Source organism: Streptomyces sp. NPDC048420, from assembly GCF_040651535.1.
Classification (GTDB): domain Bacteria; phylum Actinomycetota; class Actinomycetes; order Streptomycetales; family Streptomycetaceae; genus Streptomyces.
This window is the reverse complement of record NZ_JBEZKG010000028.1, coordinates 75,360-100,713: the sequence shown is the minus strand read 5'-3', so window position 1 is coordinate 100,713 and position 25,354 is coordinate 75,360. Positions and strand designations below refer to the sequence as shown.

Sequence of the window (25,354 nt, the reverse complement as noted above, 5' to 3'; positions counted from 1 at the left end):
TCTAGTCGATTGTCTGCTGCGCCGTCGTGGCTTGTGGCGCAGTTCCCCGCGCCCCTGGGTGGGTCGAGTCGTCCCCCTCCCTGGCAAGACTGTGGGGCCACCAGACCTTCGGCCCTACGTCCAGGAACAGGGACGTCACCAGGACCGACCGCACGATGAACGTGTCCAGGAGCACCCCCAGCGCCACTGCGAAGCCGATCTCCGCGAAGGCGACCATCGGGAGGGTGCCGAGGGCGGCGAAGGTGCCGGCCAGGACCAGGCCCGCCGAGGTGATCACCGCGCCCGTGGCCGCGAGGCCGGTGACCACGCCCGGGCGGGTGCCCTGGCGGGCCGCCTCCTCGCGGATGCGGGTGGTCAGGAAGATGTTGTAGTCGATGCCGAGGGCCACCAGGAAGACGAAGACGAAGAGCGGGAAGTCCGTCGACTCGCCCGCATAGTCGAACAGGTGGCGGAAGGCCAGCGCGCTGAGGCCCAGGGCCCCGGCGAAGGACAGGATCACCGTTCCGATCAGCAGCAGCGGGGCGATCAGGGCGCGCAGCAGGGCGCACAGGATCAGCATCACCACGACCAGCACCAGCGGGATGATCAGGATGTTGTCGTGCGTGGTCGCCTTGTCCATGTCCAGCAGGGCGGCCGTCCCGCCGCCGACCTGGGCGTCGGCGTCCGGTACCGCGTGGACGGCGTCCCGGACCCGCTCCACCGTCTGTTTCGCGGCCTCGCTGTCGGCCGGGGCGGTCATCGTCGCCTCGAAGAGGACTTTGCCCTCGTACGACGGTTTCGTGCCCGGTGGCAGGCCGAGGGACTCGGGCACGACTCCGCGTGTGCCCGCGACCGCCTCGCCGACCTGTCGCGCCTGGGCCTGGTCGCTGACGATGACCAGGGGATCGCCGCTGCCCGCCGGGAAGTACTTGGCGGACACCTCCTGGCCGACGATGGAGTCCGGTTTCCCGGTGAACGCGTCGGCGTTGCTGATGCCCTCGGCGCGCAGCTGGATGAGGCCGAGCGAGCAGATCGCGAGGGCCAGTGCCGTGACGCTCCAGATCATGCGGGGGCGGCGGGCCATACGGCGGCCGGTGCGGGCCCACACGCCGCTCTCGATGTGGTCGGGCGCACCGAAGCGCGGGATCGCCGGCCAGAAGATCCAGCGGCCGAAGATCACCAGCAGGGCCGGGAACAGCGTCATCATCGCCAGCAGGGCGACCGCCACGCCGATCGCGGCGACGGGGCCGAGGCCGCGGGTCGAGTTCATCTCGGCGGCCAGCAGGACCAGCATGCTGAGGACCACGGTCGCGCCGGAGGCGATCACGGCGGGGCCCGCGCGGTGCAGGGCGAGGGCCATCGCCTCGTGGCGGTCCTCGTGGTGGTGCAGTTCCTCGCGGTAGCGGGCGACGAGCAGCAGGGCGTAGTCGGTCCCCGCGCCGAAGACGAGGACCGTGAGGATGCCCGCGCTCTGGCCGTTGACCGTCAGCCCGGCGTGTTCCGCGAGCAGATAGATGAAGGCCTGCGCGGTGAACAGCGCGGCGATCACCGAGAGCAGGGGGACCAGGAGCAGGGTCGGGCTGCGGAAGGTGATGAGCAGCATGACGATGACGACGGCCATCGCGGACAGCAGCAGAGTCGAGTCGATGCCCTCGAAGGCATCGGAGAAGTCCGCGGAGGTGCCCCCGGGCCCTGTGATGTGCACGGCGAGGCCGTCGCCGCCCTTGCCGACGACGTCACGGATGGAGTCGACCGCGGGCGATATCTCCTCCCAGCCCTTCTCGTCCATGGTGATCGGGACGAGGATCTGGGCCGCGCGCGGGTCGTTCTGCCGGTCGTACACCGGGCCCCGGGTCTCCGGGCCGCGGATACCGTGCGCCGTCAGCTGTTTGATCTCGGTGACGTCCTTGGCGATCGTGGCCCGTTCCTGGGCCGTGAGGCCGCTCTCGCGCGCGTAGACGACCACGGCGGGGATCTGTTCCGGCCTGAAGTCCTCGGAGATCTTGAGGACTTGGGTCGACTCGGCGGAGCCGGGCAGCCAGGAGGCCGCGTCGTTGTCCTGGGCGTCGGTGAGCTTGGAGGCGAGGGGCGCCGTCAGGAACAGCACCACCAGCCACAGCACCAGCACCAGCCACTTCGCACGCCGTCCGCAGACGAGATGCGCGATGCCCCGATTCCCGCTCATGGCCACCCCCGGTGCCATCTGTCGAGCCGATCGGCCGCCCAGCATGACACGCGCGGCCCGTTCACAACATCCGATGAACGGCTTAGGTCTGGACCGGCGCGTCCCTTTGCCTCCCGGCATGGGAGGCTTGGGGTATGGCCGCGCAGATCAACCCCAGCATCCTGTCCGCCGACTTCGCCCGCCTCGCGGACGAGGCGAAGGCGGTGGAGGGAGCCGACTGGCTCCACGTCGACGTCATGGACAACCATTTCGTCCCGAACCTCACGCTCGGTGTGCCGGTCGTAGAGTCGCTGGCCCGTGCGACGGACACTCCGCTGGACTGCCACCTGATGATCGAGGCCCCCGATCGCTGGGCGCCCCAGTACGTAGAGGCGGGGGCCTCTTCCGTCACCTTCCATGTGGAGGCGGCCGCCGCTCCGGTCCGGCTCGCCCGGGAGATCCGTGCCAAGGGCGCCCGTGCCTCCATGGCGCTGAAGCCCGCGACGCCCATCGAGCCGTACGAGGACCTGCTCCCCGAGCTCGACATGCTGCTGATCATGACGGTCGAGCCCGGTTTCGGGGGACAGGCGTTCCTCGACATCATGCTCCCCAAGATTCGCCGGACCCGCGAGTTGATCAGCAAGCACGGCCTTGAGCTGTGGCTCCAGGTCGACGGCGGGGTCTCGGCCGCCACCATCGAGCGGTGCGCGGACGCGGGCGCCGATGTCTTCGTCGCCGGGTCCGCGGTGTACAGGGCGTCCGACCCGGCCGAAGCGGTACGTGCATTGCGCAACCAGGCGGAGGGGGCGACGGCCAAGGCATCGTGGGCGTGCGACCACTGAGCGTCAGGAACGTGAACGGCTCCGATCAGGGCTGATCAAGTGCGCCGGATCTGCAAGGATGAACGGCGAATCCAGAGTGTGAACAGCAGTGAGGAGATCGCCGTGTCGGGTATGTCGGCTGGCCGGTCAGCCATGCGGATGGGACCCGCTGAGCTGGTGCAGGCGGCGGCCATGGCCCGCCGCTTCTACCTCGAGGGCAAGTCCAAGATCCAGATCGCGGAGGAGTTCGGCGTCAGCCGCTTCAAGGTGGCCCGGGTCCTGGAGACCGCCCTCGAACGGGACCTCGTACGCATCGAGATCCGTGTGCCGGCCGAGCTGGACGCCGAGCGCTCCGACGCGCTCCGCGCCCGCTACGGCCTCAGGCACGCCGTCGTGGTCGAGTCCCCGGCCGAGGCCCAGGACTCGCCCGACCCCGAGAACCTGGGAGAAGTGGCCGCCGACCTGCTCGGCGAACTGGTCGACGAAGGAGCCGTCCTGGGCCTGGCCTGGGGCCGTTCCACCATCCACATGGCGGCCGCCCTCGACCGGCTCCCGCCGTGCACGGTGGTGCAGTTGACGGGTGTGTACGACGCCGGGACCGCCGAGCGCGGTTCGGTGGAGGCGGTGCGGCGGGCCGCCCAGGTGTCCGGCGGGGACGCCCACCCCATCTACGCGCCGATGCTGCTGCCGGACGCGGCCACCGCGGCCGCGCTGCGCAACCAGACCGGGATCGCCCGGGCCTTCGAGTACTTCGACAAGGTCACGGTCGCCTGCGTCTCCATCGGCTCCTGGGAGCCGGGCATCTCGACGGTGCACGACATGCTCAGCGACGAGGAGCGCGGCCACTACGCCTCGCTCGGTGTCGCCGCCGAGATGTCCGCGCACCTCTTCGACGCCGAGGGGCGCCGGGTCGGGCGGGACCTGGGCGAGCGGTGCATCACCGTCAAGGCCGACCAGCTCCGCCGTATCCCCGAGGTCGTCGCGATCGCGGGCGGACAGCGGAAGGCGGCCGCGATCGACGCGGTGCTGCGGTCGGGGCTCGTCACCAGCCTGGTGACGGACACGTCGGCGGCGGACGTACTGATGACGGCCGGGCCGACCCCGAAGCCGGCGCTGAACCGGGCGGACCCGGACGGGCTCTGACGGAACGTCATGAGGAGGCGGCCGCGGCGGCGGCGAGCGCATGCTGCCGCGGCTGGTCTCCAAGGTCTGTGTGTCTGTTCTTCCTGGCGGGCTGTTCGTCGGGGACACGGATGATTCGGCGCGGACCGACGGCTTGGCCACGGTCCCGGAGGCGAAGCTTCCGGCCGAGGTCCGGAGACGCTCCAACTCATCGTTGGGTGGCCGGCTGACGCAGCCCCGGTCGCACTCGTCGTGCCGCACGCCCTGGGCGAGTCTCACTGGGCCGTTGGGGGACGTGTTCGTGGTCTCAACCCGCTGGCACAGGAGCCGCCGTGCCGTACACTGCCGCACTCGTCGTGCCGGCACACAGGTACACCAGACGGATCGGTGACGGGGCTTCCGCCGGAAAAAAATGTGCGCGACTCTCCTTGCATGGGGGAAAGGCGCGCCACCCGCTGGGGGGTAGCGGTCGCTGTTTTTACAGGATCCGCTCTTGTTGCAGTCACGGCACTGTTCGCGGCCGGTCTCATTCCCGGGCCGGCGTGGGTGACAGTCGTTGTGGGAGCGTTGGTCGCGGTCTTGGGCATACCGGGCAGGCGCGCGGTCGAGGCGCTGGGTGTTCGATGGGCAGAGCCCGTGGAGCGGATGACCAGGCGTTCCACGGCGCGCGATGCGCTCCTCGGCCAGGCGCAGAAGATCGCTGACTCCCGACAACGGGTGGCTCTCAGTATTCACGCCTCGATCCCGCTGCCCGAAGACGCCGATCCGATCCTGTCCGGAAGCCTCCCGGAGTACATCACGCGCGAGATTGATCCCGACGTCCGCGCGTGGATCAGGGGGCACGCCAAGAGCGGCGGCCTCATCGTGCTGGTGGGCGAAGCCGCTGCGGGTAAGACTCGCTGCCTCTTCGAGGCACTGCGTACCACGGTGCCCGACTGGCCGATGCCGGATGTGGAGACAGGCGCCCAGCTAAACGCTCTGGTTCGCAACGGCGTCGACCTGTCCCGCACGGTTCTCTGGCTTGACGAACTGCAGAACTTCTTCGCCGACGAGGTGCTGACGGCTGCCTCCGTACGGCAGCTGATCCTCGGTCGGCACGGGCCGGTGCTGCTCGCCGCGACCATCCGTGGTGAGGAACTGGACCGACTGCTGCGTGCCACTCATGAGGCCGGTGCCGCCGAGGGTTCTGGTGCGGCGCCCTACGTACAAGAGCACGACCAGGCCCGCCAGGTGGTCAAAATGCTGGCTCGCTGGTCACCGCGTGGTGGGGTGGCCGAACGCGCAATCCGTTTTCACCTCGACAGTCGGCTGACGACCGATGAGCTCGCGCGGGCCCGTGAACTCGCCGCGATTGACCCGCGCATTGCGATCGCCTTGCACGGCGCCGAGGGCGAGCGAGTCACTGCGACTCTGGCCGGCGCACCGGAGCTGATCGACCGCTGGACGTTGGACACGGCGGGAAATCCCAACGGGCAGGCGGTCATCACGGCAGCTGTCGTTGCCCGGCGCTGCGGCCATCCGGAGCCACTTCCCCGAAGTGTGCTGGAAGCACTCGCTCTGCGGCACCTCGCCGAACAGGGTGGCGCTCCACCGGCCGTCGAATGGCTGTCAGCTGCCCTCGAGTGGGCCGAGAGTCCCATCGAAGGCAGGATCAGGGCGCTCCGTAAATCGGTGACACAGCCGGGCGTCTTGGACGGGTTTCGGGTATCCGATGTCCTCGTCCAGCACTCTTACGCGGGCGCAGCACATCTTGTCGACGTGTCGCTCAACCGAGATGACATATGGGGCGCTCTGCTGGAGCATGCGAACCGGTCCACCCTGGCCTCGATCGGACGTGCCGCGGAGGACATGGGGAAGCGTGAGATCGCGCTACGGGCTTGGCGTGAAGGGGTCGCCAATGACGATCTGTGGGCGATGGCCCTTCTTGGAAGCTTCCATGCCAGGCACGGAGACCTGCGGCAAGGCGCCGAGTGGCTGCGGCAGGCCGCTGATCGAGGACACCTGCCTGCCATGTCATCCCTTGCCTTGTGCTTGGAAGAAATGCGTGCATTCGCCGAGTCGGAATCGTGGCTGCGTCGAGCTGCCGACCAGGGTTACACGCCAGCCATGGTGAATCTTGGACTGCGGCTCTTCGCCGGGGGGCACCAGGAGGAAGGGGAGTCGTGGTACCGGCAAGCGGCTGATCTCGGAGAGACCGACGCGATGGCCAACCTGGGATACCAGTTCGCGAAACGTGGGGACATCGACCAGGCCGAAGAATGGAACCGTCGAGCAGCCGTCCTCGGCCACCCGGGTGCCATGGAGAACCTGGCGGTCTTGCTGAGGGAACGCGACGAATCTCAGCAGGCTCTGGAGTGGTACCGGCAGGGTGCTGAGCGCGCCCTGAATCTCTTGGAAGAGCTACCCGTTTACTTCGATCCCTGGCCGGGCGAATCGCTCGATCAAGGAGTTTCCAACGTCATCCTCGGCCTCGCCGACATGCTGATCGAACAGGACGGTTCGGCGCAGGCGAGCGAAGAGGCTGAACGCTGGTTCACGCTGATTGCCGAACGGGGCGATGCCCGAGCAGCCGCCGCCCTCGCCGGCCTCTGCGCCGCGCGCGGCGACATAGCCGGCTCTCGAATCTGGCGACGTACGGCAGCGGAATTGGCGAACGAAAACCTCACTCGCAACGGGGCGTCGCTGCTGGCAGCGTACGGTGAGCCTGGTGTGCAGTGCCATGTCGACATCATGATGAACCACGCGGCTCGCCTGGCTGAAGAGGGAGATGGCGGGGGATCCGAGGAGTGGCTTGCCATAGCTATCCGTCATGCTGTCCCGCGCTGAAGAGTTCGCTTTGCCGTGGAGCCCTGCGCATTGTCACGGGGCAGGGCGGGGAGATCTACTAGAACGATGATCACTACGACACCTTCCGGGCGGTACTGAGATGACGGCACGCGTGGTCACGCTGGACCTCGACGGGGTCACGGACAAGGCGGGCCTCATGGACCGCTGTGCCCGCGATCTGCCGCTGCCGGACTGGTTCGGCCGCAACTGGGACGCGCTGGCCGACGTTCTCTCCGATCCGGGTCTGTGGGCCGGGGTCGCTGTCGCGGGGGAGATCCTGGTCGTCGTACGGAACTGGGAGGGGTACGCGAAGGCGCGGCCGGAGGAGTGGGCGACCGCTCGCGAGGTGTTCGCGCAGGCCTCCGCGCTCACCGTGGCGCTCGCCCTTGGAGGTTCGTCCTAAGCGTCCCGCGAGGGCTCTGGACGATTCGCCCGTGGGTGGCGTTCCGCACGGCATGGGAGAATGAAGTACGTGCTCTTTCCCCCTGGCTGACCTGTCCGGGGGCCACCTCTGATCGACTGGGATGTGCAGCACGTGCGTTTCCTCAACGACATCCAGCCCCCGTACGACCTGACGTACGACGACGTCTTCATGGTCCCGAGCCGCAGCGCCGTGGGCTCGCGGCAGGGGGTGGACCTCAGCTCCCCGGACGGCACGGGCACCACCATCCCGCTGGTCGTCGCCAACATGACCGCCATCGCCGGGCGCCGTATGGCCGAGACGATGGCCCGGCGTGGTGGCCTGGTCGTCATCCCGCAGGACATCCCGATCGAGGTCGTCACCGAGGTCGTGTCCTGGGTGAAGAGCCGCCATCACGTCCTGGACACCCCGATCGTGCTGGCCCCGCACCAGACCGTCGCCGACGCGCTGGCCCTGCTGCCCAAGCGCGCGCACAACGCCGGGGTGGTCGTCGACGAGGAGCAGCGGCCGGTCGGTGTGGTCACCGACCAGGACCTGTCCGGGGTCGACCGTTTCACACAGCTCGCCGAGGTCATGTCGCGGGATCTGCTGCTGCTCGACGCGGACATCGACCCGCGTGAGGCCTTCAACCGCCTCGACGCGGCCAACCGGCGCTACGCCCCCGCCGTGGACCGGGACGGCCGTCTCGCCGGCATCCTCACCCGCAAGGGCGCTCTGCGCGCCACGCTGTACACGCCTGCCGTCGACGCGAAGGGACGGCTGCGGATCGCCGCCGCCGTCGGGATCAACGGCGACTTCGCGCAGAAGGCCAAGCAGCTGCTGGACGCGGGCGTGGACACGCTCGTCATCGACACGGCCCACGGCCACCAGGAGTCGATGATCAGCGCGATCAAGCAGGTGCGGGCGCTCGACCCGCAGGTCCCGATCGTGGCCGGCAACATCGTGGCCGCCGAGGGTGTGCGGGATCTGATCGAGGCCGGCGCGGACATCATCAAGGTCGGTGTCGGACCCGGTGCCATGTGCACCACGCGCATGATGACCGGCGTCGGGCGGCCGCAGTTCTCGGCCGTCCTGGAGTGTGCCGCCGAGGCGAAGAAGTACGGCAAGCACGTCTGGGCAGACGGTGGTGTCCGGCACCCGCGCGACGTCGCCATGGCGCTGGCCGCCGGGGCGTCCAACGTGATGATCGGGTCCTGGTTCGCGGGCACGTACGAGTCGCCGGGCGACCTCCAGCAGGACGCGAGCGGGCGGCTCTACAAGGAGTCCTTCGGGATGGCGTCCGCGCGCGCGGTGCGCAACCGTACGTCCGAGGAGTCGTCGTACGACCGGGCCCGCAAGGCGCTCTTCGAGGAGGGCATCTCGACCTCCCGGATGTTCCTCGACCCGGCCCGCCCGGGCGTGGAGGACCTGATCGACTCGATCATCGCGGGTGTGCGGTCGTCGTGCACGTATGCCGGTGCGGGTTCCCTGGAGGAGTTCGCTGAGAACGCGGTCGTGGGGATCCAGAGCGCGGCGGGTTACGCGGAGGGCAAGCCGCTGCACGCGAGCTGGAGCTGAGTCCCTTGTGCGCGGCCTCCGTTGAAATTCGGGGGCCGTCCGCGTTTCCGGGTCGTACGGTCGGCGTATGGAGATCACCGCCTGCCGACCCCAGGATCTGGACACGCTGGAGCGCCTCATGCCGTCGCACAGCGTGGCCGGCGGTCATGCCGCCCGCTTCGCACGGCAGGAGGCGGGGGAGAGCACCTACCTGATCCCCTGGCTGGACGGCCGTCCCGTGGGCCATGCGGAGGTTCGCTGGACCGGCTGCGAGGCCCCGGAGGTGCGGGCCGCCTGCCCCGGGTGTCCCGAGATCAACGGACTGTTGATCTGGCCCGAGACGCTCCGCTCGCGGGGCGTGGGCTCCGCGACCGTGCGCGCTGCGGAGGAGCTGGCCCGGGCGCGCGGCATCGGCTCCATGGGGCTCGGTGTGGGCGAGCACAACCCCAGGGCGGCGGCCCTTTACGCACGGCTGGGGTACCGGCCCGTGGTGGCCTACGTCGACCGCTGGACCCATCTCGACACGGCGGGTGTACGCCACGAACGGGCGGATCCGTGCACCTTCCTGGTCAAGGACGTCAGGACACCTTGACGTCAAGCCTGCTTGACGCAACTCTGGGAGCATGACGACACCCGAGAGCATCGAGCCGCAGTACACCCTGCTGACCGCCGTCTCCCGCCTCGACGACCTGCGGATGCGGGAGGCGATGGGCGGGGCCACGGACACCTCCGACCGTGCCGAACTGCTCGAACTCCTCGCGCTGAGCGAGGTCGTGGCGCGGAAGGCGTCCTACGGCCGTCAGCTGACCGTGCGCGCGGCCCGTGCGGCCGGGGCCTCCTGGTCGCAGATCGGGGCCGCGCTGGGCACCAGCAAACAGGCCGCGTGGGAGGCGCACTCGCGCTGGATCGACGCCCAGGCGGAGGCGTACGGCAAGCCCGGCCAGATGGGGTTCGACGAGACGGACGTGGCCGAGGCGCGGGCCGTGGCGGGGGAGCCGGAGGACCGCTGACGAGGGCTGAGGGGCAGCGAGAGGGGGGCGCGCAACGAACACCCGCCCATCGGCGACGAACGCAACGATCTTGCGAGTGCGTGCAAGGTTGCTGCATTACGACTGTGACGTCCTGGCTCGTAGGGTGCTGCGCTGTACTCACCTGCAGCGACGAAGGAGTCAGCGCGTGCTCGACCAAGGCGCACCCGCGCAACAGCGCACACCACAGGCGACGGGGCTCGGCGCGCGCCTGATGCGGCGCAAACCCGTGGAACGCCTGGTCGCCGAGGGCGGTCAGGGCGAGGGGGGCTCGCTGCGGCGCTCCCTGGGGCTGTGGCAGCTGACGATGATCAGCATCGGCGCCACCCTCGGCACCGGCATCTTCGTCGTCCTCGGCGAGGCGGTCCCCAAGGCCGGTCCCGCTGTCACCCTCTCCTTCGTGATCGCCGGTCTCACCGCTCTGTTCTCGGCTCTCTCCTACGCCGAGCTGGCCGGCACCATCCCGGTCTCCGGCTCCTCGTACTCGTACGCATACGCAACCATGGGCGAGCTGATCGCCTGGATCTGCGGCTGGTGTCTGGTCCTGGAGTACGGCGTCTCGGTCGCCGCGGTGGCCGTCGGCTGGGGCGAGTACCTGAACGAGCTGCTCGACGGGACCATCGGCGTCACCATCCCGGACGCCCTGTCCGCGCCGCCCGGCGACGGTGGCGTCTTCAACCTGCCTGCCCTGATCGTCGTACTGCTCGCGATGGCGTTCCTGCTGGGCGGCGCGCGTGAGTCCGCCCGCGCCAACACCGTCATGGTGGTCGTGAAGATCGCCGCGCTGGTGCTGTTCTGCGCGATCGGCGTCCAGGGCTTCCGCTCCGGGAACTACGAGCACTTCATGCCGCTCGGGATGGCGGGCGTGAGCGCGGCCGGTGCCACGCTGTTCTTCTCGTACATCGGCTTCGACGCGGCCTCCACGGCCGGCGAGGAGGCGAAGAACGCCCAGCGCGACCTGCCGCGCGCGATCATGCTGTCGCTGGTCATCGTGACGGCCCTGTACGTCCTCGTCGCGGCCGTCGCCGTCGGTGCGAAGCCGTGGCAGCACTTCAACGACTCGGAGGCCGCGCTCGCCCAGATCATGCGGGAGGTCACCGGGCAGAGCTTCTGGGGCACCCTGCTGGCGTTCTGCGCGGTCATCGCCATCGCGAGCGTCGTCCTGACCGTGCTCTACGGCCAGACCCGCATCCTCTTCGCGATGTCCCGGGACGGACTCGTACCGAAGGTGTTCGGTCGCGTCCACCCGAAGACCGGCGCGCCCCGGGCCAACACGGTGATCGTGTCCCTGTTCTGCGGGGTGCTGGCCGCGGCGATCCCGCTGGGGCAGCTCGCCGACGCCACCAGCATCGGCACGCTCTTCGCCTTCGCCCTGGTCAACATCGCCGTGGTGGTGCTGCGCCGGACCCGCCCCGACATGCCCCGCACCTTCCGCGTCCCGCTCTCCCCGGTCTTCCCGGCGCTGGGCTTCGGCTTCTGCGTGTGGATGATGGGCAGCCTGTCCGCCGTCACCTGGGTGGTCTTCGGGGTCTGGATGGCCGTGGGGCTCGTGTTCTACTTCGGGTACGGCCATCGCCGTTCCCGACTCGCACCATCCGAAGGCTGATCCACCCACCGTGCTGAACGATCTCGACGAACGCATCGTGCACGCCCTCGCCGAGGACGCCCGCCGCTCCTACGCGGACATCGGGCAGATCGTCGGTCTCTCCGCGCCCGCCGTGAAACGGCGCGTGGACCGGCTGCGCGCCACCGGGGCCATCACCGGATTCACCGTACGGGTGGACCCGGCGGCCCTCGGCTGGGAGACCGAGGGGTTCGTCGAGATCTACTGCCGGCGCAACACCTCCCCGGAGACCATCCAGCGGGGTCTGGAGCGCTACCAGGAGGTCGTGGCCGCCTCCACCGTCACCGGCGAGGCCGACGCGGTCGTACAGGTCTTCGCCTCCGACATGAGGCACTTCGAACGGGTCCTGGAGCGGATCGCGGGGGAGCCCTTCGTCGAGCGGACCAAGTCGGTGCTGGTGCTGTCGCCCTTGCTGCGGAGGTTCTCTTCGGGGGCGCCCGGGTAACGGGTGGTGTGCGGGTGTACGCCGGCTGCGGGCCGGTGGGGGCTGGTCGCGCCCGCGCGGCTGAGCCGCAGATCGGCACAGCCCGCGCCCCTGAAAGACGTCACCTGGTTCCGCCCAAGGGACGCGGGGAAGTGCGCGACCAGCCACGACGCACCCGCACCCGGCACTCGACCGATCCCCCCTATTCCGCGGTCTTCCGCGCCAGCGCGTTGTTCCCGATCGAGTTGTGCACGCTGAAGCTCACCGCGTCCGAGCGGTAGCGGTCGTCGGACCACTCCACCGGGCGGCCCTCGCGGGTCGTGGTCACCCGGCGGACCCGCAGGAGGGGGCTGGTCCGACGGACCTCCAGCAGTTCCGCGTCCCGTGCCCCGGCCGCCACCGCGTCGATGACGTGCTCCCCGTAGGCGAAGACCAACCCCGTGTCGTCGTACAGGCGTTGGGTGACCGAAGGGCACTCCGGCTCGATGGCCTCGACGGTCGGGGAGATCCAGTCGGCGTACACCGTCCGCTCCAGCAGCACCGGTTCGCCGTCCAGGCCGCGCACCCTCAGGACGTGCAACACCGGGGTGCCGAAGGGAAGTTGGAGGCGGACCGAGTCCTCCTTCGTGGCCGGCCGGTACTCCTGGGCCACGACCTGCCCGGTCGCCTCGCGCCCCATCGCGCGCGCCCACTCGGCGAAGCTGCGCAGTTCGGAGAAGCTCTGGCTGCGGCGGCTGGCGAGGACCACGCGGCGGGCGCCCTGGCGGGAGCCGATGAGCCCCTCGGACGTCAGCGTCGCGACCGCCTGCCGGACCGTGCCGCGGGAGACGCCGTACTGCGCCGCGAGCTCCGTCTCGGCGGGCAGCAGACTGCCGACGGTGTACTCCTCGCGGTCGATCGCCCGGCGCAGCTCGTCGGCGATCTCCTCGTGTCGCGCCGCCATGCTTCCCCTCTGAGTCGATCGCTGTGCACAGCGTGACCAGCCTAGTCGACATTTGGCGGGGTGCTGGAAGGCACCGGATTGTGCGGGAATTCAGGGGCCGGTGTTTCGCCAGTGTTTACGAGCGTGACACCAGCGGCGGCCTTACTGGGGCCAACTTGTTCAGACAAGTTCTCTCCCTTTGGCTCCTGCACCCTCGCGCGTCCCCTGGAGAAGCCGTGACCGTGTCCCTGCCGAGAACAGCCGCCCTCGGCGTCCTCGCCACCCTCGCCGCCCTCGCCCTGAGCGCCTGTGGCGCCGCCCCCGACACAGCGTCCACCACCGCCGACGGCAAGAACGCCGCCACCGCCACCTCCGCCGCCGACTTCGGCGGGATGGACAAGCTGGTCGCCGCGGCGAAGAAGGAGGGCACGCTCAACGCCATCGCGCTGCCCCGCGACTGGGCCAACTACGGCGCCCTCATCGACGGCTTCCAGAAGAAGTACGGCATCAAGATCTCCGTCGAGAACCCCGACGGCTCCAGCCAGGACGAGATCAACGCCGTGACGTCCAGGAAAGGCCAGGACCGCGCCCCCGACGTGCTCGACCTCGGCAGCTCCTTTGCGCTCAGCGCCGCCCAGCAGGGCCTGCTCGCGCCGTACAAGGTGGCGTCGTACGACGACATCCCGACCGGGCAGAAGGACGCGCAGGCCCGCTGGTACAACGACTACGGCGGCTACATCTCCATCGGCTGCGACGCCAAGCGGGTCAAGACCTGCCCCACCACCTTCGCCGACCTGCTCAAGCCGCAGTACAAGGGCCAGGTCGCCCTCAACGGCAACCCCACCAAGTCCGGTTCGGCCTTCGGCGGCGTCTACGCGGCCTCGCTCGCCAGCGGCGGCTCCTTCGCCGACATCCAGCCCGGCCTCGACTTCTTCGCCAAGCTGAAGAAGAACGGCAACTACACGCCCGTCGAGTCGACGCCGGCCACCGTCGAGAAGGGCGAGACGCCGATCAGCATCGACTGGGACTACCTGAACGCGGGGTACGCCGACGAGTTCAAGTCCAAGGGCGTCGACTGGAAGGTGTCGGTGCCGAGCGACGGCCAGTTCTCGCAGTACTACTCCCAGGCCGTCAACAAGGACGCCCCGCACCCGGCGGCCGCCCGTCTGTGGCAGGAGTACCTCTACAGCACCGAGGGCCAGAATCTCTGGCTCAAGGGGTACGCCCGCCCCGCCCTGATGACCGCCATGGAGAAGGCCGGCACCCTCGACAAGGCCGCCGCGGCCAAGCTGCCCGAGGTCACCGGAACGCCCAAGTTCCCGACCGAGGCCCAGCAGGACAAGGCCAAGACGGCCATCGCCGAGGGCTGGGCGAAGGCGATCTCCGGATGACCTCCACCCTCCCGAGGGTCGACACGGCGTCCGCCGCCGCGGTGCGGCGGCGGCGTCGTGCGCCCGGCGGGCTCGCCGTCGTCCCGCTGCTCGTCGTCACCGCGATCGCCTTCGGCATCCCGGCGCTGGCCATGCTGAACGGTGCCTTCACGGTCAAGGACCAGGCCACGGGCGCCACTTCGTACTCCATGGCGAACCTGACCGACTCCCTGCAGGGCGCCTACCTGACGGCCCTGCTCGGCAGTGTCAAGCTGTCCGCCCTCTCCGCCGCCCTCGCGACCGTGCTCGGTCTCTTCCTGGCGCAGGCCGTGGTGACCTCCCGGTTCCGGGCGCTGCGCGAGGCCGTGCTGACCGCCTCCGGGGTGCTGGCCAACTTCGGCGGTGTGCCGCTCGCGTTCGCCTTCGTCGCCACCCTCGGCAACGCCGGTGTGCTCACCCAGCACCTCGGCCTGAGGGACGCGGGCTGGGACCTCTACAGCTTCTGGGGCCTGACCCTGGTCTACCTGTACTTCCTCATCCCGCTGATGGTCCTCACCATCACCCCGGCCCTGGAGGGGCTGCGCACCCAGTGGCGTGAGGCCGCCCAGAACAACGGCGCCACCCACACCCAGTACTGGCGGCACGTGGCCCTTCCGGTGCTCACGCCGTCCCTGCTCGGCGGTTTCGTGCTGCTCTTCGGCAGCGCGTTCGCCGCCTACGCCACCGCCGCGGCGATGGTCGGCAGCTCCGTTCCGCTGGTCACCCTCCAGATCGCCGACGCCCTCTCCGGCAACGTCCTGGTCGGACAGGAGAACGTGGCACTCGCCCTCAGCCTCGACATGGTGCTGGTCGCGGGCCTGGTGATGGCGGTCTACCTGCCCCTGCAACGACGGAGCGCGCGATGGCTCGCCTGAACATGTGGCGATGGGGCGTGTTCGTCCTCGCCGGTCTCTACTTCCTCGTACCGCTCGGCGCGTCCGTGATCTTCTCCGTCGACGTGAACGACGAGATCACCTTCGACGCCTACAGCCAGATCGTCGGCACCGGCGGCTTCGTGCACAGTCTCGTGCTGGCCCTCGAACTGGCCGCCGCCACCATCGCCCTGGTGCTGCTGCTCATGGTGCCCGCGATGGTGGCGCTGCGGCTGGGCGCGCCCCGGCTGCGGCCGGTCGTCGAGGTGGTCTGCTCGCTGCCGCTGGTCGTGCCGCCCATCGCGTTCGTCGCCGGAATCAGCACGGTCCTCAAGTGGGGCCCCGAGTACCTCTCCCGGACCCCGTTCTTCGAGACGATGGTGGCCATCCAGAACCCGGACTTCCCCTTCGTCCTCGTTCTGGCCTACGTCGTGATGGCCCTGCCGTTCGTGTACCGGGCCCTGGACGCGGGGCTGCGCGCGATCGACGTGCCCACCCTCGTCGAGGCCGCCCGCAGCTGCGGTGCGAACCAGACCCAGGCGCTGCTGCGGGCGGTACTGCCGAACCTGCGCGGTGCGCTGCTCAACGCCTCCTTCCTCACCCTCGCCCTGGTGCTCGGCGAGTACACCGTCGCCCACCTGCTGGGCTTCCAGCCCTTCGCGGTGTGGATCGTCGACATCTCCGGCTCCCAGGCGCAGATGTCCGTCGCCGTGTCCGTGCTCAGCCTCCTCGTCACCTGGGTGATGCTGCTGGCCCTCGCCGCCCTGAGCCGTCGGCGAACTCCCTCCCGTACCGTCTCCCAAGGGATGACAACGCCATGACTCTCACGGTCCCCGAGAACGACAAGTCCGTCCGGGACGGTGCCGCCACCGTCGAGTTCCGTGGTCTGCACCGCCGGTTCGGGGCGACGGTCGCCCTCGACGGTCTCGACCTGACCGTCCGGCCGGGCGAACTGCTCGCCCTGCTCGGCCCGTCCGGCTGCGGCAAGACGACCGCGCTGCGCATGCTCGCGGGCTTCGAGGCGCCCGACTCGGGCGCGGTGCTGGTCGACGGGCAGGACGTCACCGGTGTTCCGGCCCACCGACGCGACGCCGGGATGGTCTTCCAGTCGTACAGCCTCTTCCCCCATCTGAACGCGCTGGACAACGTGGCCTTCGGGCTGCGCATGCGGAAGGTGGCCACGGGTGAACGGCGGGCGCGTGCCGCCGAGTTGCTGGAGCTGGTCGGGCTCGCCGACAAGGCCGAGCGGTTCCCGCACCAGCTCTCCGGCGGTCAGCAGCAGCGGGTCGCGCTCGCCCGGGCGCTCGCCCTGCGCCCGCGGGTCCTGCTGCTCGACGAGCCGCTGTCGGCGCTGGACGCCAAGGTGCGTACCACCCTGCGCGAGGAGATCCGCCGCCTCCAGCAGGAACTGGGCATCACCACCCTGTTCATCACGCACGACCAGGAGGAAGCCCTGTCGACGGCGGACCGGGTCGCCGTGATGCGGGCCGGCCGGGTCGAGCAGTGCTCCACGCCCACCGAGCTGTACTCCCGCCCCGCCACCGCCTTCGTCGCCGAGTTCGTCGGGACGACGAGCCGGATCGCCGGGGTCATGGCGGCGCGGGACACCGTCGAGGTGCTGGGGCGGCGGCTCCCCGCGACCGGCGAGGGCCTCACCGCGGGCGCGGACGTCGACGTGCTGCTGCGCCCGGAAGGGGTGGACGTCACCCCCGATCCGGACGCCGGGGCACGGGTGGTCGCCACCGCCTTCCTGGGCGCGACCACCCGCGTCACGGTACGGCTGCCGGACGGCGTGGAGGTCAAGGCCGACGTGGCCACCCGGCGCGCCGGCGAGCTCCCCGTCGGCACCCCGGTCGCCGTCGGTCTCCCGGACCAGGAGGTCCTGGTGGTGGGACGCGCCGCCAAGTGACCACCCCTGTCGGTCCGTTGACGATGAAAGAGAAGGTTTCCGTGAAAGGCCCAGCGCGTCGCGTCTCCGGCGCCTCGTTGGCGGCCGTCCTGTTCGACATGGACGGCACGCTCGTCGACACCGAACGGCTGTGGTGGGAGGCGGTGGAACAGGTCGCGGGGCGCGCGCTGACCGAGGCGGACCGGCCCGATGTGCTCGGCAGACCGGTCGAGCACACCGCCGCCTGGCTGGGCGCGGCCACGGGCACTCCCGCGCAGGAACTCGCCGACACGCTGCACCGCGAGTTCGCCGACCGCGTACGCACCGGTGTCGTGCCCCGCCCCGGCGCCCTCGCGCTGCTCGACGCACTGGCCCGCGAGGACGTGCCGACCGCCCTGGTGACCGCCTCGCCCCGGTCCGTGGCCGACACCGTGCTCGACGTCCTCGGCGCGCACCGCTTCGCCGTCTCGGTCACAGCCGACGACACCGAGCACACCAAGCCCGCCCCCGACCCCTACCTCGCCGCCTGCCGCGCCCTCGACGCCGACCCCGCCGCCTGCGTGGCCGTCGAGGACACCGAGACCGGCGTCGCCTCCGCCGAGGCGGCGGGCTGCGCGGTGCTCGCCGTGCCCTCCCTCGCACCCATCGAGGCGGCGCCCGGCCGGGCCGTCGAGGCCAGCCTGGAGACCGTCACCCCGGCCACGTTGCGCGCCCTGCTGCCGCGCCGGCTCCGCGTCATGACCTGGAACCTCTGGTACGGCGGCACCAAGGTCCACGACCACCGCGCCAAGCAGCTCAAGGTCATCGCCGAGACCGACGTGGACGTGGTCGGGCTCCAGGAGACGTACGGCGGTGCCGCCGAGGAAATCGCCGAGGCGCTCGGCTGGCACCACCACCGTGCCGGGACGAACCTCGGCATCATCAGCCGGTTCCCCGTCACGGCCGTGCTCGGCGACCCGGACGTCGGGTTCTACGGGGCGGCCGGCGCGCGGATCGCCGTAGGGGACGAGGAAGTCGAGGTATGGACGGTCCACCTCGACTACGAGCGGTACGGGCCCTACGCGTCCGAGCCGCTCGCCCGTCTCGCCCACGAGGAGGTGCGGCTCGGTCAGCTGCGGGACACCCTGCGCCGGATCGGGGACGTGGCGCCCGTCGTCCTCGTCGGTGACTTCAACTGCCCCTCCCACCTGGACTGGCCGGGCGTCGAGTGGCCGGTGACCAAGGCGGCGGAGGAGGCGGGCTTCGCGGACTCCTTCCGGCAGGCCCGCCCCGATGCCGTACGGGACCCGGGGCACACCTGGTCGCCGGTGCACGCCCACCCGGAGCCGCAGGACCGGATCGACTTCGTCCTGCACCGGGGGCTCACGGTCCTCGACTCCCGGACGTACGTCTGCGGCACGCCCCGGACCTGGCCGGATGTCGAGGACAACGACTGGCCCTCCGACCACGCCGCCGTGATCACCACATTCTCGCTGGGCAGCGGGCCCGGAAGTGCCTAACATCGGTGCCATGACCTGGCGACATTGATCCACCAGCCGTGCCTCCCGAGGGCCGCCTCGGACGCCGTACCCACGACGTCCGAACCGCCCTTCCGGGAAGGCCTCATGACACTCTCACCCACACGTGTGCCCGCGACCGGCGTCCGCCGGCTGACGACCACGTTGTACGGCTACGCGTTCCTCGACGACCTCGTCCTGCTCTACCCGGTGTACGCGCTGCTGTTCGCGGATACCGGTCTGCCGCTCTGGCAGATCTCCTCGCTGTTCGCGCTGTGGTCGGTCACGGCCGTCGTCCTCGAGGTGCCCTCGGGCGCCCTGGCCGACGCCGTGTCGCGTCGGCTGCTGCTGTGGATCGGTCCGCTGCTGACCGCGGTCGGCTTCGCCCTGTGGGTGACCGTGCCGTCGTACGGGGCCTTCGCGGCAGGGTTCGTGCTGTGGGGCGCGGGCGGAGCGCTCGGTTCCGGCTCGCTGGAGGCGTTGGTCTACGACGAGATGGAGCGGCTCGGGGTCGCCGACCGGTACGCGTCCGTGATGGGCCGGACCCGCGCGGCACGGCTGCTGGCCACGGTTGCCGCGATGGGGCTCGCCGGACCGGTCCTCGCGCTCGGCGGCTACCCGGCCGTGGGCGCCGCGAGCGTCCTGGCCTGTCTGCTGGCCGCGCTGACGGCAACCCGGCTGCCGGAACACCGGGTGCCTGCCGAGAAGGGCCACACGAGCTGGACGGCGACTCTGCGGGCCGGCATCGCCGAGGTCCGCGGTGACAGGGCCGTTCAGGGGGCGCTCCTGCTGATCCCGGCCGTCGCCGCGGTGTGGGGCGCGCTCGACGAGTACACCTCGCTGCTGATCCGCGACCTGGGCGTGGCCGAGGAGACCGTGCCCTACCTGGTCCTGCTGGTCTGGGCGACGGTGACCGTCGGCAGTCTGTTCGCCGGGCCCGCCGAGCGCCTCGGCACCCGGGGCCTCGCCGTCCTGATCGCGGGCGGCGCGCTCGCCCTGGCCGTCGGCGCCGGGGTCCGCACCCCGGCCGGCATCGCCCTCGTGGGCCTCGCCTTCGCCGGCTTCCAACTGGCCGAGGTCCTCGCCGACGTCCGCCTCCAACACCGCATCGACGACGCCCGCCGGGCCACGCTGACCTCGGTGGCGAGCCTGGGGACGGAGCTGGTCACGGTGGCCGTGTTCGGGGTGTACACGCTGCTCGGCACGTCGATGGCGCACAGCACGGTGTTCGTGATCCTGTCCGTGCCGTATCTGGTGACGGCGGTGGTGCTGGGGCGGCGGGGGCGCCGGGCCTGAGGACATCGCGGTGGGCCGGGTTCCTGTTGCGGGGGTGGAGGTGGCCGGGCGGGCGGTAGGAGGTTGTGCGGTGGGGCGGGCAGGAGCTGACTCGGGTCGCGTGGGGGAGGCCGGTCGCGGCGGGGGCGTGGGGTTGGTTGGCGGCGCGAGGGGGCGTGTTGGTGGCGTGCGGCGAGTTGTGGGAGGGGGCCCGGCCGCGTGGGGAGGGGTGCGTTGGCGCGGGCAGCAGTTTCGGGTCGCGTGGTGGGCATGCTCGACCGGGCCGTGCTGTCCGCCCGCAGGCCGTCCGGGCCACCGAATACCGCGCCCTGGGGGCGTGTGCGGTGGGGCGGGCGGGGGAGTTCGGTCGTGGTGGGGGGCGTGGGGTTGTTCGGCGGCGCGAGGGGGCGTGTTGGTGGCGTGCGGCGAATTGTGGGAGGGGGGCCTGGCCGCGTGGGGCGGGCAGCAGTTTCGGGCGGCGTGGTGGGCGTGCGCCGTGGGGCGGGCGGGGGAGTCCGGTCGCGGTGGGGGCGTGGGGTTGGTCGGCGGTGTGACAGGGCGCGTCGGAAGCGCGCGCGGCGAATCGCGGCGGGGCACACCAGCGCGTGGGCGTGTCCCGAGCCGTACGCGACGGAAGCGCAGCCGTACGCGACGAAAGCGCAGTCGCACGCAACGAATCGCCGTCCAGCCGCTGCTACACGCAACAAACCGCTTACCGACGCGCAACGGCTTCTCCTTGTCGGCCCTGGTGAGCCGCCCGTACCGTCTACATGGCCCCTTCGCGGCCCCCACATCCACCTTCCGCCCGGTGAGGATCCCGCATGCGCACCGCCCTGCTCCAGAGCTCCGGACGACCCGGCTCCGTCGAGGGGAACCTCAAGGTCCTCGACGAGGCCGCGGGCCGGGCCGCCGCCGCGGGCGCCGCGTTGCTGACCGCACCGGAGATGTTCCTCACCGGGTACGCGATCGGCGACGACATCGCCCGCCTCGCCGAGGCGGCCGACGGGGAGGGCGCGGACGCGGTCGCGGAGATCGCCTTCCGGCACGGTCTCGCGATCGCCTACGGGTATCCCGAGCGGTCCGGCGACCACGTGTACAACGCGGTCCAGCTGATCTCCGCCGACGGCGACCGGCTCGCCGGCTACCGCAAGACCCACCTCTTCGGCTGCTTCGAGCGCGACCACTTCACACTGGGCGAACAGCCGGTCGTCCAGGCCGAGTTGGGCGGACTGACCGTCGGCCTCATGATCTGCTACGACGTCGAGTTCCCGGAGAACGTCCGCGCCCACGCCCTCGCCGGAACGGACCTGCTGCTGGTGCCGACGGCCCAGATGCACCCGTTCCAGTTCGTCGCCGAGTCCCTCGTGCCGGTGCGTGCCTGGGAGAGCCAGATGTACGTCGCCTACGTCAACCGGGTAGGCCAAGAAGGGGAGTTCGACTTCGTCGGGCTCTCCACACTGGCCGGCCCCGACGGAGTGGCCCGCGCCCGCGCCGGACGCGGTGAGGAGCTGGTGTTCGCCGACGCCGACCCCGTCCTCCTCGCCGCCTCCCGCGAGGCCAACCCGTATCTGCGGGACCGCCGCCCCGGTCTCTACGGGTCCCTCGTCTGAACCACCCCATTGCTTCAAGGAGTTCGTACCCCATGACGTCCACCGTGCCCAACGCCGTCGAGCACGCAGACGAGCAGCAGCCGCCGATCACCATGTTCGGGCCGGACTTCCCGTACGCCTACGACGACTTCCTCGCCCACCCGGCCGGTCTCGGCCAGATACCGGCCACCGAGCACGGCACCGAGGTCGCGGTGATCGGCGGCGGTCTCTCCGGGATCGTGGCCGCGTACGAGCTGATGAAGATGGGCCTCAGGCCGGTCGTGTACGAGGCCGACCGGATCGGCGGACGGCTGCGGACCGTGGGCTTCGAGGGCTGCGACCCCTCGCTGACCGCGGAGATGGGCGCGATGCGCTTCCCGCCCTCCTCCACGGCCCTCCAGCACTACATCGACCTCGTCGGCCTGGAGACCCGCCCCTTCCCCAACCCTCTTGCGGAGGCGACCCCTTCGACCGTCGTCGACCTCAAGGGCGAGTCCCACTACGCCGAGACGATCGCCGACCTCCCGCAGGTCTACCGCGATGTCGCCGAGGCCTGGGGCAAGTGCCTCGAAGAGGGGGCCGACTTCACCGACATGAACCGCGCCCTGCGCGCACGGGACGTACCGCGCATCCGGGAGATCTGGGCACGGCTCGTGGAGAGGCTCGACAACCAGACCTTCTACGGCTTCCTCTGCGACTCCGAGGCGTTCCGGTCCTTCCGGCACCGCGAGATCTTCGGCCAGGTCGGCTTCGGCACCGGCGGCTGGGACACCGACTTCCCGAACTCCATCCTGGAGATCCTGCGGGTCGTGTACACCGAGGCCGACGACCACCACCGCGGGATCGTGGGCGGTTCGCAGCAACTGCCGCTCAGGCTCTGGGAGCGCGAGCCGGAGAAGATCGTGCACTGGGCGTACGGGACCTCGCTGGCGAAGCTGCACGAGGACGGCGAGCCCCGCCCGGCGGTCACCCGGCTGCACCGCACGGCCGGCAACCGGATCACCGTGACGGACGCCAGGGGGGACATCCGTACGTATGAGGCGGCCGTCTTCACCGCCCAGTCCTGGATGCTGCTCTCCAAGATCGCCTGCGACGACTCGCTCTTCCCGATCGACCACTGGACGGCGATCGAGCGCACTCACTACATGGAGTCGAGCAAGCTGTTCGTCCCGGTCGACCGGCCGTTCTGGCTGGACAAGGACGAGGAGACGGGCCGGGACGTGATGTCGATGACGCTCACCGACCGTATGACGCGCGGTACTTACCTCCTCGACGACGGCCCCGAGAAGCCCGCCGTGATCTGCCTCTCCTACACCTGGTGCGACGACAGTCTGAAGTGGCTCCCGCTCTCCGCGAACGAGCGGATGGAGGTCATGCTGAAGTCGCTCGGCGAGATCTATCCCAAGGTCGACATCAGGAAGCACGTCATCGGCAACCCGGTGACCGTCTCCTGGGAGAACGAGCCCTACTTCATGGGCGCGTTCAAGGCCAACCTGCCCGGCCACTACCGCTACCAGCGGCGCCTGTTCACCCACTTCATGCAGGACGGGCTGCCCGAGGACAAGCGGGGCATCTTCCTCGCCGGTGACGACATCTCCTGGACGGCCGGCTGGGCCGAGGGCGCGATCCAGACCGCTCTGAACGCGGTCTGGGGTGTCATGCACCACTTCGGCGGCGAGACCGACGCGACCAACCCGGGCCCGGGGGATGTGTACGAGGAGATCGCGCCGGTGGAACTTCCCGAGGACTAGGAGCCGTCGCCCAAGCGGATCGCGTCCACGGACGACCGGCCGTGATCCGCACGGAGGACATCGACCCCGCCTCGCTCGCCCCGCTGCTCGCCGACTGGCTCGTCGCGATGGCCCCGTCCGCTCACCAGACTGCGGACCAGCGGCGACTACACCAAGGGTGTCGTCTCCCCCCTCGCCATGCAGGTGGCCGGCACGCCGACCTTCCTGAGCACCGCCGAGCAGCAGGGCGTCAGCCCGGAACTGCTCAGCCCCTACTTCGCGTTGATGCGCCGCCGCCTGGCCGAGGGAAGCGGGGAGGAAAGCCTGACCGGCGTGGTCTACCTGCTGCTGCGCTGACGGGCCGCCCACCGCCCGAGGGGTGACGGTGCCGGTCGCTGTGACCGGCACCGTCACCCTGGGGCCTAGACCCCGGCGGCCCGAGCCTTCTCGAACAGCTCGGCGGCGACTTCCTTGAGTTCCTGGGCGTCCCGCATCCCGCCCTGGAGCTCGAAGAAGAACTCCTCCAGGCCGATCCCGGCGTGCGCGACCAGATCCTCCACGATCTGGTCGACGCTGCCCTGGAAGGGAGCCCGGTCCGAGCCGTCGTACGCCTTCGGGGTGTACTGCGCGTTGACCCGGACCGACGACCGGAGCGGTCGGGTGCGTCCGCGCTCGGCCGCGAGGTCCTGCAACTGCCGCCACTCAGCGGCGAGTTGCTCGGCACCGGTCATGGCTATGGGCATCCAGCCGTCGGCCCGGTCGACCAGCCGGAGCATCGCCTTCCTGCTGTAGGAGGGCAGCAGGATCGGGATGGGGCGGGCCGGTTTGGGGCCCACGGCGGCCGAGGTGATCCGGGTGTGACTGCCCTCGAAGCGCACCGGGTCCGGGCCCCAGACGGCCCGGCACACGTCGATGATCTCGTCCAGGACCCGGCCGCGCTCGGCGAAGGGGCCCACGCCCGCGGCCGCGTACTCGTCGGTCGACCAGCCCGTGCCGAGGCCCGCCACGACCCGGCCGCCGCTCGCCGCGTCCAACGTGGCCAGGGACTTGGCCAGTTGGAACGGTCCGTGCAGCGGGGCGACCAGGACGCTGGTGCCGAGCTCGGCCCGCTCGGTGGCCGCGGCGGCCAGCGTCAGCGTGACCAGGGGCTCCGGGACACCGCGGTACTGGTCGGGCCAGGGGACTCCCTCCATGCCGCCCAGGCCCTGTGTCGGGGGGTCGGGGAACAGAGCGCGTTCATACACCCAGAGACTCTCGTAACCGATCCGCTCGGCCGTGCGCGCCACGTCGGGCACGTCACGTCCGAGGTCGTACTGCCGCGCTTGGGGAAGGCTCAGACCCAGCCGGATGGCCATGTGTACGCTCCTTTGCGTCGGGTCGCATCGAGCGGTTCACCCGCCAACGTAACCCCGACGCACGGGAGTTGGCTCAGTCCGGCAGCGGAGTGAGCAGCATGCGTCCCGCGAACCCCACCGCGGTGTCCAGGCGCTCGGTGAACTCCCCGGCCACGTCGGGCAGTCCGCGCAGCGCCCACAGGGCCCGGGCCGCGGTCCAGGTGGCGTCGCGGGCGCGCTCCAGGCTCCAGGAGCCCAGCAGGTGGGTGAGCGGGTCGGCGATCTGGAGGAGGTCGGGGCCCGGCATCAGATCTTCGCGGATGCGCTCCTCCAGCGAGACGAGGAGATCACCCACGCGGTCGAACTCGTCCTCCACGTCGGCGGGTTCGCAGCCGAGACTACGACAGGTGTCCACCACGGCGAGCGCCAGGTCGTGCCCGATGTGCGCGTTGATGCCCGCGAGCGCGAACTGCAGGGGGCGTACGCCGGGATGACGGCGGAACTGGAACAGGGGGCGCCAGCAGGCCGGCGGACGGTGCTCGCGGGCGGCCGCGTCCACCGCCGCGAGATAGCGCTCGGCGAACCGCACGTCCAGCGTGATCGCGGCCCGGGCGTCCGCGAACCGGCCCCCGTCGACGCACCGGTCGACGGCCTCGGTGACGGCGAGGTAGACGCGGTTGAAGACCGCTACGCCGTCCCGCTCCGGCAAGTCCTCGGCCAGGGCGCGCATACGGGAGACGACCGTGTCGAGGGGAGTGGTGAACTGTTCCAATTGCGCCATAACGGCAGGGTCCCAGTCCTAGGCTGGCCGGGGTACCGGCGGGCCCGACGCTTCCCCAGAACGGGGGAACGCGCCCGCCGCGCGAGGGGGGAGCGACAGGGTGTCAGGCTTAC

21 protein-coding genes and 1 pseudogene are annotated in these 25,354 nt (G+C 70.5%); 18 read left to right on the top strand and 4 right to left on the bottom strand.

Annotation, left to right across the window (positions count from 1 at the left end; translation table 11 throughout):
• Position 1: 1 nt before the first annotated feature.
• Positions 2 to 2,164 (bottom strand): MMPL family transporter, encoded by a 2,163-nt coding sequence (locus AB0D34_RS38770; RefSeq protein ID WP_362670738.1) that lies wholly within the window; start codon positions 2,162 to 2,164, stop codon positions 2 to 4.
• A gap of 134 nt (positions 2,165 to 2,298) precedes the next feature.
• On the opposite strand from AB0D34_RS38770, the gene rpe reads away from it, so the two are divergent.
• From rpe to AB0D34_RS38725, 9 genes are all read left to right on the top strand, one after another.
• Positions 2,299 to 2,985, top strand: coding sequence for a ribulose-phosphate 3-epimerase (rpe, locus tag AB0D34_RS38765; protein WP_362670736.1), 687 nt, complete (start codon positions 2,299 to 2,301; stop codon positions 2,983 to 2,985).
• 78 nt (positions 2,986 to 3,063) lie between these two features.
• Positions 3,064 to 4,107 carry a sugar-binding domain-containing protein gene (locus tag AB0D34_RS38760; protein WP_362670734.1) on the top strand — a complete coding sequence of 348 codons (1,044 nt, stop codon included), beginning with the start codon at positions 3,064 to 3,066 and terminating at the stop codon, positions 4,105 to 4,107.
• A 624-nt stretch (positions 4,108 to 4,731) separates the two neighbouring features.
• Entirely contained in the window at positions 4,732 to 6,912 is a 2,181-nt protein-coding gene (locus AB0D34_RS38755) for a tetratricopeptide repeat protein (RefSeq protein ID WP_362670731.1), read from the top strand.
• 100 nt (positions 6,913 to 7,012) lie between these two features.
• A complete protein-coding gene (locus AB0D34_RS38750) occupies positions 7,013 to 7,315 on the top strand; it encodes a barstar family protein (protein ID WP_362670729.1) in 303 nt (100 codons plus the stop codon).
• A 132-nt stretch (positions 7,316 to 7,447) separates the two neighbouring features.
• Positions 7,448 to 8,890, top strand: a complete 1,443-nt coding sequence (locus AB0D34_RS38745) for a GuaB1 family IMP dehydrogenase-related protein (RefSeq protein ID WP_362670763.1) — start codon at positions 7,448 to 7,450, stop codon at positions 8,888 to 8,890.
• 67 nt (positions 8,891 to 8,957) lie between these two features.
• Positions 8,958 to 9,461: a GNAT family N-acetyltransferase gene (locus AB0D34_RS38740; RefSeq protein ID WP_362670727.1), complete on the top strand. Its 504-nt coding sequence runs from the start codon at positions 8,958 to 8,960 to the stop codon at positions 9,459 to 9,461.
• 31 nt (positions 9,462 to 9,492) lie between these two features.
• Positions 9,493 to 9,879 carry a hypothetical protein gene (locus tag AB0D34_RS38735; protein WP_362670725.1) on the top strand — a complete coding sequence of 129 codons (387 nt, stop codon included), beginning with the start codon at positions 9,493 to 9,495 and terminating at the stop codon, positions 9,877 to 9,879.
• A 166-nt stretch (positions 9,880 to 10,045) separates the two neighbouring features.
• Positions 10,046 to 11,503, top strand: coding sequence for an amino acid permease (locus AB0D34_RS38730; RefSeq protein WP_362670723.1), 1,458 nt, complete (start codon positions 10,046 to 10,048; stop codon positions 11,501 to 11,503).
• Positions 11,504 to 11,513: 10 nt separating this feature from the next.
• Positions 11,514 to 11,966: an Lrp/AsnC family transcriptional regulator gene (locus tag AB0D34_RS38725; RefSeq protein ID WP_362670721.1), complete on the top strand. Its 453-nt coding sequence runs from the start codon at positions 11,514 to 11,516 to the stop codon at positions 11,964 to 11,966.
• A 181-nt stretch (positions 11,967 to 12,147) separates the two neighbouring features.
• Here AB0D34_RS38725 and AB0D34_RS38720 read toward each other — a convergent pair whose 3' ends face one another.
• Positions 12,148 to 12,888: a GntR family transcriptional regulator gene (locus tag AB0D34_RS38720; RefSeq protein WP_362670719.1), complete on the bottom strand. Its 741-nt coding sequence runs from the start codon at positions 12,886 to 12,888 to the stop codon at positions 12,148 to 12,150.
• Positions 12,889 to 13,103: 215 nt separating this feature from the next.
• On the opposite strand from AB0D34_RS38720, the gene AB0D34_RS38715 reads away from it, so the two are divergent.
• The 9 genes and pseudogenes from AB0D34_RS38715 to AB0D34_RS38675 all read left to right on the top strand — a co-directional run.
• Positions 13,104 to 14,258, top strand: a complete 1,155-nt coding sequence (locus tag AB0D34_RS38715; RefSeq protein ID WP_362670717.1) for an extracellular solute-binding protein — start codon at positions 13,104 to 13,106, stop codon at positions 14,256 to 14,258.
• A complete protein-coding gene (locus AB0D34_RS38710; RefSeq protein WP_362670714.1) occupies positions 14,255 to 15,151 on the top strand; it encodes an ABC transporter permease subunit in 897 nt (298 codons plus the stop codon). The genes AB0D34_RS38715 and AB0D34_RS38710 overlap by 4 nt, the downstream gene beginning before the upstream one ends.
• Entirely contained in the window at positions 15,139 to 15,969 is an 831-nt protein-coding gene (locus AB0D34_RS38705; protein ID WP_362670711.1) for an ABC transporter permease subunit, read from the top strand. Before AB0D34_RS38710 ends, AB0D34_RS38705 begins: the two co-directional genes overlap by 13 nt.
• Positions 15,966 to 17,057 carry an ABC transporter ATP-binding protein gene (locus AB0D34_RS38700; protein ID WP_362670708.1) on the top strand — a complete coding sequence of 364 codons (1,092 nt, stop codon included), beginning with the start codon at positions 15,966 to 15,968 and terminating at the stop codon, positions 17,055 to 17,057. Before AB0D34_RS38705 ends, AB0D34_RS38700 begins: the two co-directional genes overlap by 4 nt.
• 41 nt (positions 17,058 to 17,098) lie before the next feature.
• The gene (locus AB0D34_RS38695) at positions 17,099 to 18,535 is read left to right on the top strand and encodes an HAD-IA family hydrolase (RefSeq protein WP_362670706.1); all 1,437 of its coding nucleotides are present in this window, start codon (positions 17,099 to 17,101) and stop codon (positions 18,533 to 18,535) included.
• 105 nt (positions 18,536 to 18,640) lie between these two features.
• A complete protein-coding gene (locus AB0D34_RS38690) occupies positions 18,641 to 19,828 on the top strand; it encodes an MFS transporter (RefSeq protein ID WP_362670703.1) in 1,188 nt (395 codons plus the stop codon).
• An 800-nt stretch (positions 19,829 to 20,628) separates the two neighbouring features.
• Positions 20,629 to 21,417, top strand: a complete 789-nt coding sequence (locus AB0D34_RS38685; RefSeq protein ID WP_362670700.1) for a carbon-nitrogen hydrolase family protein — start codon at positions 20,629 to 20,631, stop codon at positions 21,415 to 21,417.
• Between the two features lie 32 nt (positions 21,418 to 21,449).
• Positions 21,450 to 23,147, top strand: coding sequence for an NAD(P)/FAD-dependent oxidoreductase (locus AB0D34_RS38680; RefSeq protein ID WP_362670698.1), 1,698 nt, complete (start codon positions 21,450 to 21,452; stop codon positions 23,145 to 23,147).
• A 38-nt stretch (positions 23,148 to 23,185) separates the two neighbouring features.
• Positions 23,186 to 23,483 (top strand): annotated as a pseudogene (locus AB0D34_RS38675) (NAD(P)-dependent oxidoreductase); the annotation flags it as partial.
• A gap of 65 nt (positions 23,484 to 23,548) precedes the next feature.
• On the opposite strand, the gene AB0D34_RS38670 reads toward AB0D34_RS38675, so the two are convergent.
• Both AB0D34_RS38670 and AB0D34_RS38665 read right to left on the bottom strand, forming a co-directional pair.
• The gene (locus AB0D34_RS38670; protein ID WP_362670696.1) at positions 23,549 to 24,481 is read right to left on the bottom strand and encodes an LLM class F420-dependent oxidoreductase; all 933 of its coding nucleotides are present in this window, start codon (positions 24,479 to 24,481) and stop codon (positions 23,549 to 23,551) included.
• A 73-nt stretch (positions 24,482 to 24,554) separates the two neighbouring features.
• Complete coding sequence (locus AB0D34_RS38665; protein WP_362670694.1) at positions 24,555 to 25,241, bottom strand: DUF5995 family protein; 687 nt, start codon at positions 25,239 to 25,241, stop codon at positions 24,555 to 24,557.
• Positions 25,242 to 25,354 lie beyond the last annotated feature (113 nt).